This is a genomic window from Mucilaginibacter sp. L196 (genome assembly GCF_009765905.1).
Lineage (GTDB): Bacteria > Bacteroidota > Bacteroidia > Sphingobacteriales > Sphingobacteriaceae > Mucilaginibacter.
The window spans coordinates 563,944-578,745 of record NZ_LMUO01000019.1 but is presented as its reverse complement, the minus strand read 5'-3'; the positions used below and the strand labels follow the sequence as shown (position 1 = coordinate 578,745).

13 protein-coding genes and 1 pseudogene are annotated in these 14,802 nt (G+C 38.8%); 11 read left to right on the top strand and 3 right to left on the bottom strand.

Annotation, left to right across the window (positions count from 1 at the left end; translation table 11 throughout):
- The first annotated feature begins 207 nt into the window (after window positions 1-207).
- From GSQ74_RS18905 to GSQ74_RS22795, 7 genes and pseudogenes are all read left to right on the top strand, one after another.
- Entirely contained in the window at window positions 208-699 is a 492-nt protein-coding gene (locus GSQ74_RS18905) for an HAD-IIIA family hydrolase (RefSeq protein ID WP_158995773.1), read from the top strand.
- 3 nt (window positions 700-702) lie between these two features.
- Complete coding sequence (locus tag GSQ74_RS18900; protein ID WP_158995772.1) at window positions 703-2,211, top strand: hypothetical protein; 1,509 nt, start codon at window positions 703-705, stop codon at window positions 2,209-2,211.
- Between the two features lie 163 nt (window positions 2,212-2,374).
- Complete coding sequence (locus GSQ74_RS18895) at window positions 2,375-3,985, top strand: CTP synthase (RefSeq protein WP_158995771.1); 1,611 nt, start codon at window positions 2,375-2,377, stop codon at window positions 3,983-3,985.
- A 16-nt stretch (window positions 3,986-4,001) separates the two neighbouring features.
- Window positions 4,002-5,837 carry a membrane protein insertase YidC gene (gene yidC / locus GSQ74_RS18890; protein ID WP_158995770.1) on the top strand — a complete coding sequence of 612 codons (1,836 nt, stop codon included), beginning with the start codon at window positions 4,002-4,004 and terminating at the stop codon, window positions 5,835-5,837.
- Between the two features lie 183 nt (window positions 5,838-6,020).
- Entirely contained in the window at window positions 6,021-7,385 is a 1,365-nt protein-coding gene (locus GSQ74_RS18885) for an exonuclease domain-containing protein (protein ID WP_158995769.1), read from the top strand.
- A 69-nt stretch (window positions 7,386-7,454) separates the two neighbouring features.
- Window positions 7,455-7,796: pseudogene (locus GSQ74_RS23030) on the top strand (transposase); the annotation flags it as partial.
- Between the two features lie 39 nt (window positions 7,797-7,835).
- Window positions 7,836-7,997, top strand: a complete 162-nt coding sequence (locus tag GSQ74_RS22795; RefSeq protein ID WP_254060924.1) for a hypothetical protein — start codon at window positions 7,836-7,838, stop codon at window positions 7,995-7,997.
- 52 nt (window positions 7,998-8,049) lie between these two features.
- Here GSQ74_RS22795 and pyrF read toward each other — a convergent pair whose 3' ends face one another.
- Window positions 8,050-8,880 (bottom strand): orotidine-5'-phosphate decarboxylase, encoded by an 831-nt coding sequence (gene pyrF / locus GSQ74_RS18875; protein ID WP_158996495.1) that lies wholly within the window; start codon window positions 8,878-8,880, stop codon window positions 8,050-8,052.
- Between the two features lie 335 nt (window positions 8,881-9,215).
- Here pyrF and rho point away from each other — a divergent pair, with 335 nt between their 5' ends.
- From rho to purS, 3 genes are all read left to right on the top strand, one after another.
- The gene (gene rho, locus GSQ74_RS18870; protein WP_158995767.1) at window positions 9,216-10,871 is read left to right on the top strand and encodes a transcription termination factor Rho; all 1,656 of its coding nucleotides are present in this window, start codon (window positions 9,216-9,218) and stop codon (window positions 10,869-10,871) included.
- A gap of 90 nt (window positions 10,872-10,961) precedes the next feature.
- Window positions 10,962-11,687 carry a CDP-diacylglycerol--serine O-phosphatidyltransferase gene (gene pssA, locus GSQ74_RS18865; RefSeq protein ID WP_158995766.1) on the top strand — a complete coding sequence of 242 codons (726 nt, stop codon included), beginning with the start codon at window positions 10,962-10,964 and terminating at the stop codon, window positions 11,685-11,687.
- A complete protein-coding gene (purS, locus tag GSQ74_RS18860) occupies window positions 11,668-11,922 on the top strand; it encodes a phosphoribosylformylglycinamidine synthase subunit PurS (protein ID WP_158995765.1) in 255 nt (84 codons plus the stop codon). Before pssA ends, purS begins: the two co-directional genes overlap by 20 nt.
- On the opposite strand, the gene GSQ74_RS18855 is transcribed toward purS, so the two are convergent.
- Both GSQ74_RS18855 and folK read right to left on the bottom strand, forming a co-directional pair.
- Entirely contained in the window at window positions 11,919-12,290 is a 372-nt protein-coding gene (locus tag GSQ74_RS18855; RefSeq protein ID WP_158995764.1) for an Hpt domain-containing protein, read from the bottom strand. The two genes, purS and GSQ74_RS18855, sit on opposite strands and share 4 nt — an antisense overlap.
- A gap of 14 nt (window positions 12,291-12,304) precedes the next feature.
- Window positions 12,305-12,790, bottom strand: a complete 486-nt coding sequence (folK, locus tag GSQ74_RS18850; RefSeq protein WP_158995763.1) for a 2-amino-4-hydroxy-6-hydroxymethyldihydropteridine diphosphokinase — start codon at window positions 12,788-12,790, stop codon at window positions 12,305-12,307.
- 88 nt (window positions 12,791-12,878) lie between these two features.
- On the opposite strand from folK, the gene sppA reads away from it, so the two are divergent.
- A complete protein-coding gene (gene sppA, locus GSQ74_RS18845; protein WP_158995762.1) occupies window positions 12,879-14,660 on the top strand; it encodes a signal peptide peptidase SppA in 1,782 nt (593 codons plus the stop codon).
- Window positions 14,661-14,802: the final 142 nt, after the last annotated feature.

Below are 14,802 nucleotides of genomic sequence, written 5' to 3'. Positions count from 1 at the left end.
ACTGGTATAAATGAGTTAACAATTAGAAGTTTAGATGCTCATCAGATTGCGATATTAGTAATAGGGAAATTGATTTTAAAACCTGCCGTATATCTTACCCTATCCTCCTCCTTTCCCTATTCTAGGGAAAGGTATCGCACAAGGCCTGCATTTAAAAGAATAAGATTTATTATTAAATACTATTTTTGCGCAAATACAATAAAGCAGATGCCAGAAAAAAATAAAGCAGTTTTTTTAGATCGTGATGGTGTGTTAAACCATGAAATGGGTGACTATATTAAGCGAATGGAAGATTTCCATGTACTTGATAATTTTGAAGCACTTAAAACTTTACAGGATAAAGGTTATATGCTTATAGTAGCTACTAATCAAGGTGGTTTAGCTAAAGGCTGGTATACCGAAGAAGGTTTGGCCGAAATGCATAACGAGCTAAAAAAACAATACAAGGCACATGGTGTTGAGTTTACAGATATTTATTATTGCCCGCATCACCCCGACTTTACCGGCCCCTGCGATTGCCGCAAGCCTAAACCGGGATTGTTATTGAGAGGAATAGCGGAGCACAATATTGATCCGGCGCAATCCTATTTTATTGGTGACAGGGAGCGCGATGTGGAAGCGGGAACAGCCGCAGGTGTAAAAGGAATTTTAATTGACAGTGACCAACCTATAAGTACTATTTTAGATTTGATTGCTTAATAAATGAAGCGACACCCGTATTTAAAAAACCTTGATTCACTTATTGCTGCCGTAATTGGCTTTATCGCGATAAATATATATACCACATATAGCGGTGTAGGCATCTCGCCGGACTCTATTATGTACGCCAGTACTGCGAAGAATATTTGTGAGCATGGCTCATTGCTTACGTTTAATGGCTCGCCGCTGGTTTTTTTTCCGGTGTTTTATCCGTTCTTTTTAAGTATAATTCTGTTTATTTCGAGGGTTGATACGATTGTTGCCACGCCTGTAATCAATGGGTTATTATTTGCCGGGGTGATATTTACCAGCGGATACATCATCTCAAAGTTCAAGTCATTTTCACTTCTATATAAATGGCTCATCCTTATTGGCATTATACTAAGCCCGGGATTGTTGGAGATATATACCTATTTGTGGTCTGAAACACTGTTTATACTGGAGATCATGCTGTTTGTGCTGGCATATTATAATTATATGCAAAAGCATACTATGGCAAGTTTGATTATGGTTAGTGTGCTGATTGCCATAAGTTGCATCACCCGCTATGCCGGGGTTACGTTGATTGGTGCAGGCGGCTTAATGATGTTATTGGACAACCAATTGGTCATCCGTAAAAAAATAGGACATGTTTTGGTGTTTGGGTTTATATCTATATCGCTATTAGTAGGTAACCTTATTTTAAACCGACTATCTACAGGTTTAAGTACAGGTACACGTGAACCTGCCGTAACACCATTAAGTAAGAATTTGTATTACTCAGGTAATGTAATGTGTGATTGGATGGGGTTGCCACATTCGGCTTATCCTTATTCTATATTGATTATTTGTACGCTGTTATTATTTTTGGTAGCACTTATAGTTTGGAAGGCTTTTACAGGGAAGATCAATTCCATCGAAAACATTGTGATCATGTTCGCGGCGTTTTATGGCATTTTTATACCAGTATTGGCAAGTGTATCCCGTTTTGAAACACTTAACAGCAGGTTGTTATCGCCTATGTTCATTTGCTTGTTGATAGGACTTACCAGTTGGGTGCCGGATATGTTACGAAGGTTGAATATTAAGAAACAGATTATTTTCGCTATTCCTTTCGTCGCATTGATACTGTTTTCTGAATATTCTATAGCGATGACTGACTACCAGCGTTATGATGATGAAAACGATTATGGGGTACCGGGATACTCTGATGACGACTGGAATAAATCGCAATTTATTCCATTTTTAAAATCGCATAAAGCTATTTATAAGGCCGGTATACCAATATATACGGATGCTGATGAGGCTGTTTACTTTTTTACGGGAGCAACATCCAAACTACTGCCCCATCGCTATTTTAAAAATACAGTAGACCAGTTTTTTGGGGTGAAACATTATTACCTGATATGGTTTAACGATTTAAATAATCCGGAGTTAATCGGCTTGCAGGATATTGTTAAACGAGAAAAATTGCACCTACTTTACCAGTTTCCGGAAGGTGGGGTTTATGAATATACAGGCGATAGCAAGTAATTTTTTTGTTCGTTGGGTATAATCAGCTACAATCCAGTAAACTAATTTAACCTTTCCTATTTTCTCAACAAATGGAGCAAAATCTGAAAATTTTGTTACTTTTGTATCCCGTACACAAACAATTTGTTCCGACTTAAAAACGGAGCAAAATTTCACTCAGATCATGACTAAATATATATTTGTTACGGGCGGCGTTACCTCGTCGTTAGGGAAAGGCATTATTTCAGCTTCGCTGGCTAAGCTTCTCCAATCTCGCGGTTACCGTGTAACCATTCAAAAGTTCGACCCTTATATTAACATCGATCCCGGAACGCTTAATCCATACGAGCATGGCGAATGTTATGTTACCGAGGATGGTGCCGAAACCGATCTGGATCTTGGCCACTACGAGCGTTTTTTAAACACGCCTACTTCAAAAGCCAACAATATTACCACTGGGCGTATCTATCAAAATGTGATCAACCGTGAGCGTGAAGGTGCATTTTTAGGAAAAACGGTACAGGTAGTTCCGCACATTACCGATGAGATCAAAAGAAACATCAGGATTCTAGGCGAAAGCGGCGAATATGATATCGTGATCACTGAATTAGGTGGTACCGTAGGTGATATTGAGTCGTTACCATACATCGAGGCTGTTCGTCAGTTTAAGTGGGAAGTTGGATCGGGTAATTCAATAGTTATTCACTTAACTTTGATTCCTTTCCTTGCCGCAGCCGGTGAATTAAAAACCAAACCGACACAACACTCTGTTAAAATGTTGTTAGAATACGGCATCCAGCCAGATATTTTGGTTTGCCGTACCGAGCATCACATCAATATGGATATCCGTAAAAAGATAGCCCAGTTTTGTAATGTGAACATCAACGCGGTTATCGAATCGATTGACGCATCAACCATTTATGATGTGCCTTTGTTGATGCTTAAAGAGCAACTGGATAAAACGGTATTAACCAAATTAAAATTATCACACAAACATGAGCCTGATTTAGAAAGCTGGAAAGACTTTTTAGGCAGATTAAAAAACCCTACATCCGAAGTAAAAATCGGCCTGGTGGGTAAATATGTTGAATTACCCGATGCTTACAAATCAATTGTAGAATCATTCATCCACGCAGGTTCAAAAAATGAGTGCAAGGTGAAGGTTGACTACATCCATTCTGAACAATTAACCCCTGAAAACGCGATTGAACGTTTAAAAGGCTTACATGGTGTATTAGTTGCACCGGGCTTTGGCCAGCGTGGTTTTGAGGGTAAAATTGAAGCGATACGTTATGTACGCGAGAATAATATTCCATTCTTTGGTATCTGTTTAGGTATGCAATGCGCGGTTGTTGAGTATGGCCGTAATGTATTAGGCCTGAAGGATGCCAACAGCACCGAAATGAACCCGGACACCCCTCACCCGGTGATCAATATGATGGAAGATCAGAAAAAGGTTGTTAACAAAGGTGGCACTATGCGCTTAGGTTCATATCCATGCGACCTTAAAAAAGGCAGTAAGGCATTGGCAATATACGGCAAGGCACACATTACTGAACGCCACAGACACCGCTTTGAGTTTAACAACACCTACCTGAAAGACTACGAAAATGCCGGGTTAACACCCTCTGGCATCAACCCGGAAAACAATCTGGTAGAGATAGTTGAGTTGAAAAATCACCCATTTTTTGTGGGCGCGCAATTTCACCCAGAATTAAAATCAACAGTTGCTAATCCGCATCCACTTTTTATTAACTTTGTCGCCGCTTCGATGGCTTACGCCAGGAAGAACTAATTACGTTTAATAGATAATGGATAGAAATACATTTACAGGATTATTCCTGATCATGCTGATCGTTTTCGGATCGTTTTATTTAATGAAACCATCTGCAGAGCAAATTAAAAAAGAGCAGTTAGCCCAGCACCAGGATTCAATAAAAAGGCATCAGATAAAAGAGGCCGAAGTTGCAGCAGTAAAAAAAGCAGCGGATACTTCTAAAACCGTTGCACAACAAGCCGATACCTCACATTTAAAGGGTTTTGATGTCGCTACTGTTGGCGCTCAAAAATTTGTGACCATAGAAAATGAGGACCTGCTCATCCAGTTAAGTACTCATGGTGGCAGGATATACTCGGTTCAGTTAAAAAAGTTTAAAACTTTTAACGGCCAGCCATTGGTGCTATTTACTGGCGACCAGAATCGCTTTGGCTTAAACTTTATAGCTGATAATAAGGACATCAATACCAATAACCTTTATTTCACCTCAAGTGCACCACAACTAAGCGTTGCAGCTAAGGATTCAGGTTCGGTTACGATGCGTTTAAGCTACAGCCCTACCCAATACCTGGATTATGTTTACACTTTAAACGGCACCGGTTATAAAGTTGGTTTTACTGTTAAGCAAACAGGATTAGCTAGTGTAATACCTAATAGCAATACCATTAATATCGACTGGTCGGCAAGTTTGCCTAATCAGGAAAAAGATATTGATCAGGAGCGCAGGTACTCTTCCCTTTATTATAAAACAACTGATGGTAATGTTGATGATTTAAGCGCTACAAAAGATGATAGCTTAACGATATCTAATAAAAAGACACAATGGGTATCATTTAAAGCACATTTTTTCTCGAGCGTATTATTAGCAAAGGATGCTTTCAGTAAGGCAAATATTGCTGAAAGTACTGACACAAGCGAGCATAATATCGTTAAGGAAATGAAAACCAGTGTAACGCTTGCACAAAGCAGCAATGGCACTTTCCCCATGAGCTTTTATTTTCAGCCAAACGAGTTCCATAAGCTTCAGGCAGAAGGTTATGGTCTTGAAAAGCAGATAGATTTGGGTTTTGGCCCATTAAAATATATCAATAGGTTTGCCACGTTACCGGTATTTGATTTCTTAAAACAATTCAATTGGAACTACGGTCTTATCATCCTGGCTTTAACTGTGATACTGAAATTGGTTTTATCGCCATTAACTTATAAGTCCTACCTATCTATGGCTAAAATGAGGGTTTTAAAACCTGAGATGGATGAGATAAAAGCTAAAGTTGGTGAAGACAACCCTACCCTTTTACAGCAGGAATATTTAAAGCTCTATAAAAAGGCGGGCGTAAACCCATTAGGTGGTTGTTTGCCATTGCTAATACAGATGCCAATAGTATTTGCATTCTTCCGCTTCTTCCCGAGTTTATTTGAGCTGCGCGGACAGAGCTTTTTGTGGATGCATGATCTTTCGACTTATGATTCGATCGTAACATTCTCACGTATACCTGTACTTGGCGATCACATCAGTTTAATGTGTTTGTTGATGACTATATCAACATTGATATATACTTACTTCAACAACCAGATATCAGGCGCTACCGGGCAAATGAAATACATAGGATACATCACCCCTATCATATTCCTTGCTACGCTGAACAGCTACCCATCAGGCTTGAATTATTACTACTTTTTGGCCAACATGTTAACCTTCTTACAACAATACCTGATCAGGTTTATGGTTGATGATAAGAAAATACATGCCCAGATCCAGGAAAACAAAAAGAAACCTGAAGATAAGACAAAGAAAAAATCAGGTTTTCAGGCCCGTATGGATGAGATGATGAAACAAAAGCAATTGGCACCTGCCAATAAAAAGAAATAGAGATTAGTCCGGAAGTCAGAAAAGACGGAAGACCGAAAGTTAAATAAGTTGAGAGCCTGGCAAATGCCAGGCTTTTTTGTTGATAGGCATTTCTCAACTTACGGACTTTCTGACTTCCGGTCTTTCCGACTTTTTTAAACAAAACACTAAATATATTAGTAAACATTTTATACATTTACCCCCATGTATGCAATTGTGGATATTGAGACGACCGGGGGGCATGCCAGCGCTAATGGCATCACTGAAATTGCTATTTGCATTCACAATGGCAAAAAGGTAATTGAGCGATACGAAACCCTGGTTAATCCGCAGCGCGATATCCCGATCTATATTCGTGCATTAACGGGCATCAGCAATGAAATGGTGAGCGATGCGCCGCTGTTTAAAGATGTAGCGCATGATATTTATCACTTGCTTCACGGTAAAATATTTGTAGCCCATAATGTTAATTTCGATCATTCTTTTGTGCGGCATCATTTGGCTTCGGTTGGATATGATCTGCAATGCAATAAATTATGTACCGTAAGGCTCGGACGTAAAATACTACCGGGATTGCCATCCTATAGCTTAGGCAAATTGTGCCATCATTTAGGTATCGAAAATGGCAACCGCCACCGTGCGGGCGGAGATGCGGAGGCAACGGCAAAATTATTTACCATGTTGTTGCAAAACGACAAAGAGAGCCACATTACCAAAGCATTAAAGCAAAACTCAAAGGAACAGGTATTGCCGCCTAACCTACCCAAGGCTGATATTGAAAAACTACCGATGCTGCCGGGAGTTTACTATTTTCATGATGATAAAGGTAAAGTGATATATGTTGGCAAGGCGAAGAATATCAAGAAACGAGTTTGCAGTCATTTCACGGGCAACAATACCGGGCAGCAACGCCAGGAATTTATGCGGAATATACACCATGTGAGTTTCCAGGAATGTGGTACTGAGCTGGTTGCTTTTGTATTGGAAGCGGTAGAAATTAAACGACTATGGCCTAAATATAACCGCTCACTAAAGCGCTTTGAGCAAAGCTATGCTTTGTATGATTATATAGATCAGCGTGGCTACGTTCGGTTGGCCGTTGATAAACACCATAAATTTCAATTACCTGTTTATACCTGTAATACTTTGTTTGAAGGTTATAGTTTATTGAATAAACTAATAGACACCTTTGAACTTTGCCCTAAACTCTGCTTTATCCAAAAAAATAATGCGGAATGCATTGGGGCACATAAAGAAAACTGTGCCTGCACGGGCAGCATGTCGCCTGATGAATATAACCAGCGGGTAAATTTGGCAATTGAATCATTAAACGAAGCCTTGCCAACTTTCGCTATCCGCGATGAAGGTCGCAGTGCCGATGAGCATAGCTGTATATTGATTGAGAAGGGTCGGTTTTATGGGATGGGCTATGTGTCACACCATTTTAAGGTTGATGACATGCAGCAGCTTAAACAGCATCTTACGGCCTATCCGGGAAATGATTATATCAGGAATATTGTGACGGGTTATGCCAATAAGTTTCCGGAGCGGAAAGTTGTGTTTGCATAGATTTACTAAACTTACGAAGCTTTAAAAACTTCGTAAGTTTGAACAGTTTAAAAAACTTCGATTTGAATTGTGAAGATTAATTCCGAAACCTATTATCACATCTATAACAGAGGAAATAATAAAGCACTTATTTTCTTTGAAGACGATAATTACATCTTTTTTCTTAATCAATTCAAAAAACATGTAGCACCTTTTTGCAATGTGTATTCCTATTGTTTGATGCCTAATCATTTTCATTTTTTTCTAAGAACAAAAGATAAATTATTGTTTGAGAAAGGGATTAAGAATTTCTTTATATCCTATTCAAAAGCTATAAACAAGAGATATAATAGAGTGGGAAGTTTGTTTCAAGGCAGATATAAAGCCTCAGAAATAACATCTAATAATTACTATACTACTATAATCAGTTATATTCATCAAAACCCTATCACGGCTGAGTTAGTTACTAGTATGGAGGAATATAAGTATTCATCTTACCTGGCCTATCTTTCAAAAAAGCAGACCATATTAAATAAACAAGAAGTAATAGATTGGTTTGGAGGATTAGATCAATTTATAAATCATCATAAAATAATGTTGGATGATAAGCAACTGAATAAGCACGACGATTAAACTTACGAAGTTTTTAAAACTTCGTAAGTTTAACTCTGCGCAATGACATTTTTTATATAATCCCTGCCTTTTCCAGTTCCACCTGCATTTCCTGCTGTATTTTCAGGGCTTCGGCACGTGCAGCATCAGCAAAATCTTCGCCGTTGCTAGCGTATATGATGGAGCGGGATGCGTTAACTATCAAACCACAATCTTTGGTCATTCCATATTGGCAAACCTCTTGTAGATTGCCGCCTTGTGCGCCAACTCCTGGTACCAGTAAAAAATTATCGGGGGCGAATTTACGGATATTAGTAAACTCGGTGCTTTTTGTTGCCCCTACTACATACATAATACGATCGGCACCGGCCCAGGTATTGGCTTTTTGGATTACTGATTCATACAATGTACCGTTTTCGGTAGTCAGGTATTGAAAATCTTTGCTACCTATAGACGAAGTTAAAGCAAGTATGATCACCCATTTTCCTTCAAATGCTAGGAATGGCGTAACGCTATCGTTTCCCATGTAAGGTGCTACGGTTATGGCGTCAAAGCTCATGCCGCTGGCTTCTTTATCGAAAAAGGCTTTGGCGTACATGCTTGATGTGTTACCTATATCTCCCCTTTTCGCGTCTATGATGTTTAAAGTTTCAGCAGGAAGATAATTTTCAGTTGCTATAAGGCTTTGCAAACCTTTTAAGCCACGGCTCTCGTAAAAAGCAGCATTGGGTTTGTATGATATGCATAGATCCTTAGTAGCATCTATTATGCGTTTGTTGAATTCAAAAACAGGATCGGGATAGGATTTTAAAAAAGATGGTATCTTATCAATATCCGTATCGAGGCCTACACATAAAAATGATTTCTTTTGTTTTATTTGCTCTATTAGCTGCTGACGGGAGATCATGAACGGGAGGATTATTTATTTAATCATCAAAAAAACTAAAAATTAGCTTAACAGTTATAGGTATATGTAATATTTATTTAAAAAATTTGTAATCTGAAATAAATTGTCTACAATTGCATCGTTTTCCTTTGAATTTTTCTTGCGCTAAAGAAACAATTTAAAAATCCACGTTATATATTTTAGTACATGGTTTTAGATGTTGCATAGCAAATTTGCAGGATAAACTTCTCTCAGATAGATACTTCCGGGTTTAAACTTATAAAACACAGGAAATATTTATTGTTGCAAAACAAATAAACAATAACAATCTTTTTTGAACTATAATCCATCTCATGTCTGATACAATTGAATTGAACGACAAACTCGTTTCGGAGTTGCGCGAAATTGCAAAAAGTTTAGGTATTGCTGAAGCTGATGACCTTAGAAAGGCTCAGCTAGTTACAGCCATAGTTGAGCAGCAAAATCTGATAGAAGCCGCCCGGGCTCAGCAAAGTACTGTTGACAGTAACTATGCACCGAAACAGGATGAAACTACTGCATCAACCCCTGATAAAGGTGACAAAGCCGACAAAGCTGATAAAAACCGTAAAAGAGTACGCACTATAAAAAACTCTAACGAACCACGTGTTGAGGTTCCGTTGGATGATACCAACCTGTTTGATATGCAGGATGATGAGCCACAGCAGGAAGAAGAGCCTGAAGTAGCTCCAGCACCCGTTGCTGAGGCCGAGCCTGAACAAGCGAATCAAAGTGACGAAGCTCCTGCTAAAACAGAAGAAGCAGCGCCTGAAGCACGCCCTCAAAAATTTGAGCGCCGCATCAACCAAAATAATGTGCAGGCTAAAAACCAGGAGCCGGCTATCAATCTTGATTTTGATAACGTTATTATAAACGAAGGTGTGTTGGAAATTATGCCAGATGGCTACGGTTTCCTGCGTTCATCTGATTATAATTACCTTACTTCTCCGGATGATATTTACGTATCGCAATCACAAATAAAATTATTCGGCCTAAAAACCGGCGATACTGTTCGCGGAAGCATCAGGCCACCGAAAGAAGGTGAGAAATATTTCCCTTTGGTACGTGTTGAAGCTATTAACGGCCGTTTACCTGCCGAAGTGCGTGACCGTGTTCCATTTGATCACTTAGTACCGCTTTTCCCATCGGAAAAACTGAGCTTGTTTACTGATCCGGGGAATTATTCAACCCGTATTATGGATCTGTTCTCTCCTATCGGTAAAGGGCAACGTGGTTTGATCGTGGCGCAGCCTAAAACAGGTAAAACCATGTTACTTAAGGATGTGGCTAACGCGATAGCGAAAAACCACCCTGAAGTTTATTTGATCATATTACTGATTGACGAACGCCCTGAGGAGGTAACTGATATGGCACGTAGCGTACGCGCCGAAGTAGTTTCATCAACATTTGATGAGCCTGCTGAACGCCATGTTAAAATTGCCAATATCGTATTGGAGAAAGCTAAACGTATGGTTGAATGCGGCCATGATGTAGTTATCCTGTTGGATTCTATCACCCGCCTTGCACGTGCTTATAATACAGTTGCACCGGCATCAGGTAAAATATTATCGGGTGGTGTTGATGCTAACGCGTTACACAAACCAAAACGTTTCTTCGGTGCGGCACGTAACATTGAGGATGGTGGTTCACTAACTATTATCGCTACCGCTTTAACTGAAACCGGATCGAAAATGGATGAGGTTATTTTTGAAGAATTTAAAGGTACCGGTAATATGGAGCTACAGTTGGATCGTAAATTATCTAACAAACGCATATTCCCTGCTATTGATATTACAGCATCAAGCACCCGCCGTGATGATCTGTTGCTTGATCGCGATACTTTACAGCGCATCTGGATACTACGTAACCACCTGGCTGACATGAACTCACAGGAATCAATGGAGTTTTTACAGGCACAAATAAGAGGTACAAAAACTAACGAAGAGTTTTTGATATCTATGAATTCATAATATTTTTATATTTATGAAGTTATATTTTAATAATAAGTTAACTTATAACTTCATAAATATTTAAAATAATCCTGATACCTTCATACTAAAATGAAGAAGCGAGTGAAAAAGCATCTCCCAAACGCCATTACATGTTGTAACCTCTTCAGTGGTTGTATCGGTATAGTTTTTACGTTTCAGGAAAATCTGATCTATGCTGCTTATGCCATATTTCTGGCTGCTATTTTTGATTTTTTTGATGGATTTGCCTCGCGTGTATTGCAATCATACTCGGGCATAGGTAAAGACCTGGATTCATTAGCTGATATGGTAAGCTTTGGCGTATTGCCATCAGCTATTATGTATGAATTGTTTTTACAGGCCCCTCCTGTTCATAATTTTAGTCCGTACTTAAATTTTATTGCCTTTTTAATACCAGTATTCTCGGCGTTAAGGCTGGCTAAATTTAATGTGGATGCGCGGCAGGCTGAAAGCTTTATTGGCTTACCAACCCCTGCCAATGCTATTCTGATCGCATCTTTCCCGCTTATTATGGAACAGCACAGTAATTTGTCGACATATATTCTCAACTCATACGGGCTTTCTATTTTCACCGTGGTTATGTGTGGCCTTTTAGTAGCGGAATTGCCACTAATGTCGCTCAAATTTAAGAACCGCGATTTCCAGGAGAATATTTATCGTTATTTACTGCTGTTATTTTCGGCTATATTGATACTATTTTTTAAATTCGCGGCAGTTCCGGTGGTGATACTATTTTACATCGGCCTATCAATAATTCAATTCAAAAAACTAACACATGACCAAATTCCAGGCTGAAATAGATGTAATGCCAAAGAAAGAAATTCTTGATCCACAGGGTAAAGCTGTAACAGGAAGCATGAAAAATCTTGGCTTATCCGAAATTCAAAATATTCGTATAGGAAAACACATCTCACTTGAAATTGAGGCTGCTAATGCTGAAATAGCACATGCTAAGGTTGACGAGGCTTGTAAAAATTTACTGGCTAACCTGATAATGGAAAGCTATAGCTTTAAAATAGAGCAGATTTAAAGATTAACTTCTTTTTCTGCTTTAATTTTTTCCAGCAATAATAAGCTGGCATTTATAATTCCGCTTACTTCGTTAAATTTTGCTGTAACTTCTGCAGGGTTAGGGTTTCCTGTTTTGCAGGCATGTTCAATATCCTGAATTATTGCCTGGGAATTAAGCATACCAAAAAAACCAAGGTTCGCTTTTATCTTATGTGCCGCTGCTGATGCAGTGGCCCAGTCCTGTGCTTTTATAGCAGTATCAATTTCCTGCATTATTTGTGGCGACTGATCTAAAAACATTGTAATTGATTCAACGATGAACTCATCGCTGCCATCAGCAATCTCATATAGGAAAGTCAGGTCGATATCGTTATTGTTCTCTGGCATAAAGGTTTACTGTTTCAAAAGTATATTTTTTTTACAATTAAATCATCGTTAAGCTCATTTTTTAGCTGTAAAATAGCTTTCTTAAAACCTGTGTGTTTAAAATTGGGCGCTATCTCGCTCAATGGCTCCAAAGTAAACCTCCTTTTATGCAATTCGGGATGCGGAATTTGTAAATCAACCTCGTCAATTATCGCATCGCCATAAAATAAAATATCAATATCAATAGTTCTTGATCCCCACTTCTCTTCCCTTTTCCTGCCTAAAACAATTTCTATAGCTAATATTTTTTCGAGTATTAAACGGGCCGGCATATCTGTTTGCAGTAATATTACCTGGTTAAGGTAATCAGGAGCATCACTTTTACCCCACGACTCTGTTTCATAAACCGACGATTTATTGGTAATGGGAGCAATTTGCTCCTCAATAAGTTTTATAGCCTGCTGCATAAACAAGTACCTATCGCCCAGGTTGCTGCCTAATAGTAAATAAACATCATTCATGTTGTAACAAATATTATGGACAAAGCTCTTAATATTATACCATATTGAATTAGTAAATTTGCATAGTTACTTACATTTATAATTTTTAATGAAACAATTTTTCAAATATGTACTGGCTACCATTGTCGGACTTGTATTTACCTCAATTATAATAGTGATAATAGGCATTGCCATTATAGCCTCGGCAAGCAGCGATAAAGGTTCGCATGTAGATGCAAACTCAGTATTACATATTTCCTTTAACGGCACTATACCTGAACGTACACCTAATAACCCATTATCCGGATTACCATTTTTAGGTTTAGATGATAATAAAGATGTTGGCTTAAATGATATTTTGGCTGACATTAAAAAGGCTAAAACTGATAACAACATCAAAGGGATATTTTTGGATGAAAGCTACATAGAATCGCAACAGGCCACTGTTGAAGAAATACGTAACGCGCTTATCGACTTTAAAAAATCGGGCAAATTTATTATTGCTTATGCTGAGGTTTATACCCAAAGCTTTTATTACTTAGCGTCCGTAGCTGATAAAGTATACATAAACCCGAAAGGCATATTTGAATTTAAAGGTTTCAGCTCACAAATCACTTTTTTAAAAGGCGCTTTGGATAAATTAGGAATTGAGGCGCAAATTATAAAAGTAGGCACTTACAAAAGCGCAGTTGAACCGCTCTTCCTTACCAAAATGAGCGATGCTAATCGCCTACAGGTTACCTCCTATCTCGGTTCGCTTTACGATCATTTTTTAACCAATATTGGCAAAAGCCGTAATATCAGTAAAGACTCGCTATTTAACTACGCTAATAATTTGGCTATACAATTCCCCGAGGATGCGTTGAAATACAAATTGGTTGACGGTTTAAAATATAAGGACGAAATTTTAGATGAGTTAAGGGCCCGTACTGGAACCGAGAAAAAAGCGACCATACCAAGTATAGAATTAAAAGATTATACCAAGAGTGATGCAGATAAAGCCGACGATAGTAATGATAAAAACAGTTCATCAAAAAACAGGATCGCTATTATTTATGCATCAGGTGAAATAAACGGCGGCGATGGTGATGATAATACTATTGGCTCCGAAAGAATATCAAAGGCTTTGCGCAAAGCAAGGTTAGACAGCAAGGTTAAAGCGGTTGTTTTACGTGTAAATTCACCGGGTGGCAGTTCACTGGCTTCGGATGTGATATGGCGCGAAGTAATGCTGACAAAAAAGGAGAAACCTATTATTGTTTCTATGGGCGATCTGGCTGCCTCAGGCGGTTATTATATATCATGCGCAGCGGATTCTATTTTTGCTGAGCCGAATACCATTACCGGGTCGATAGGTATATTCGCTATTTTACCTAACATGCAGAAGCTGTTTAACGACAAATTGGGCATCACCTTTGATGGTGTGACTACCGGCAAATATGCCGATCTGGGCGATATAAGCAAACCGCTTTCGCCTGATGAGCGTGCTATATTACAAAACCAGGTAAACCATGGCTATGATGATTTCACCAAAGCTGTAGCTGCTGGTCGTCACAAAACACAGGCCTATATTAACAGTATTGGTCAGGGCCGTGTGTGGACAGGCGAACAAGCTATAAAAATTGGCTTAGTTGACCGTTTGGGTAATATTAATGATGCTGTAGCGAGCGCGGCGAAAATGGCTAAGTTGAGTGAGTATAAATTGGTTGAGTATCCGGAGCAAAAAAGCATACTGGATAAATTCGGATCGAGCTTTAATGTAGAAATGAAAACCCGTGCTATTAAATCAGAACTGGGTGATAATTACAAATATTACGAGGAAATTAAAGGTGTAACACAGATGATGCGCACGCCGCAAACCCGATTACCATATGATATTGTGATAAATTAATCAATGTCATTAACTTAAGAGGGACTAAATTCAAAATACTCCGCCCAGACTTCTTCGCCCAACCCTCCCCGGAAGGGAGGGCTTTAAAAAGAGCGAAGTCAAAAGTCTCCCCTACAGGGGGAGATTTAGAGTGGGGCTAAAC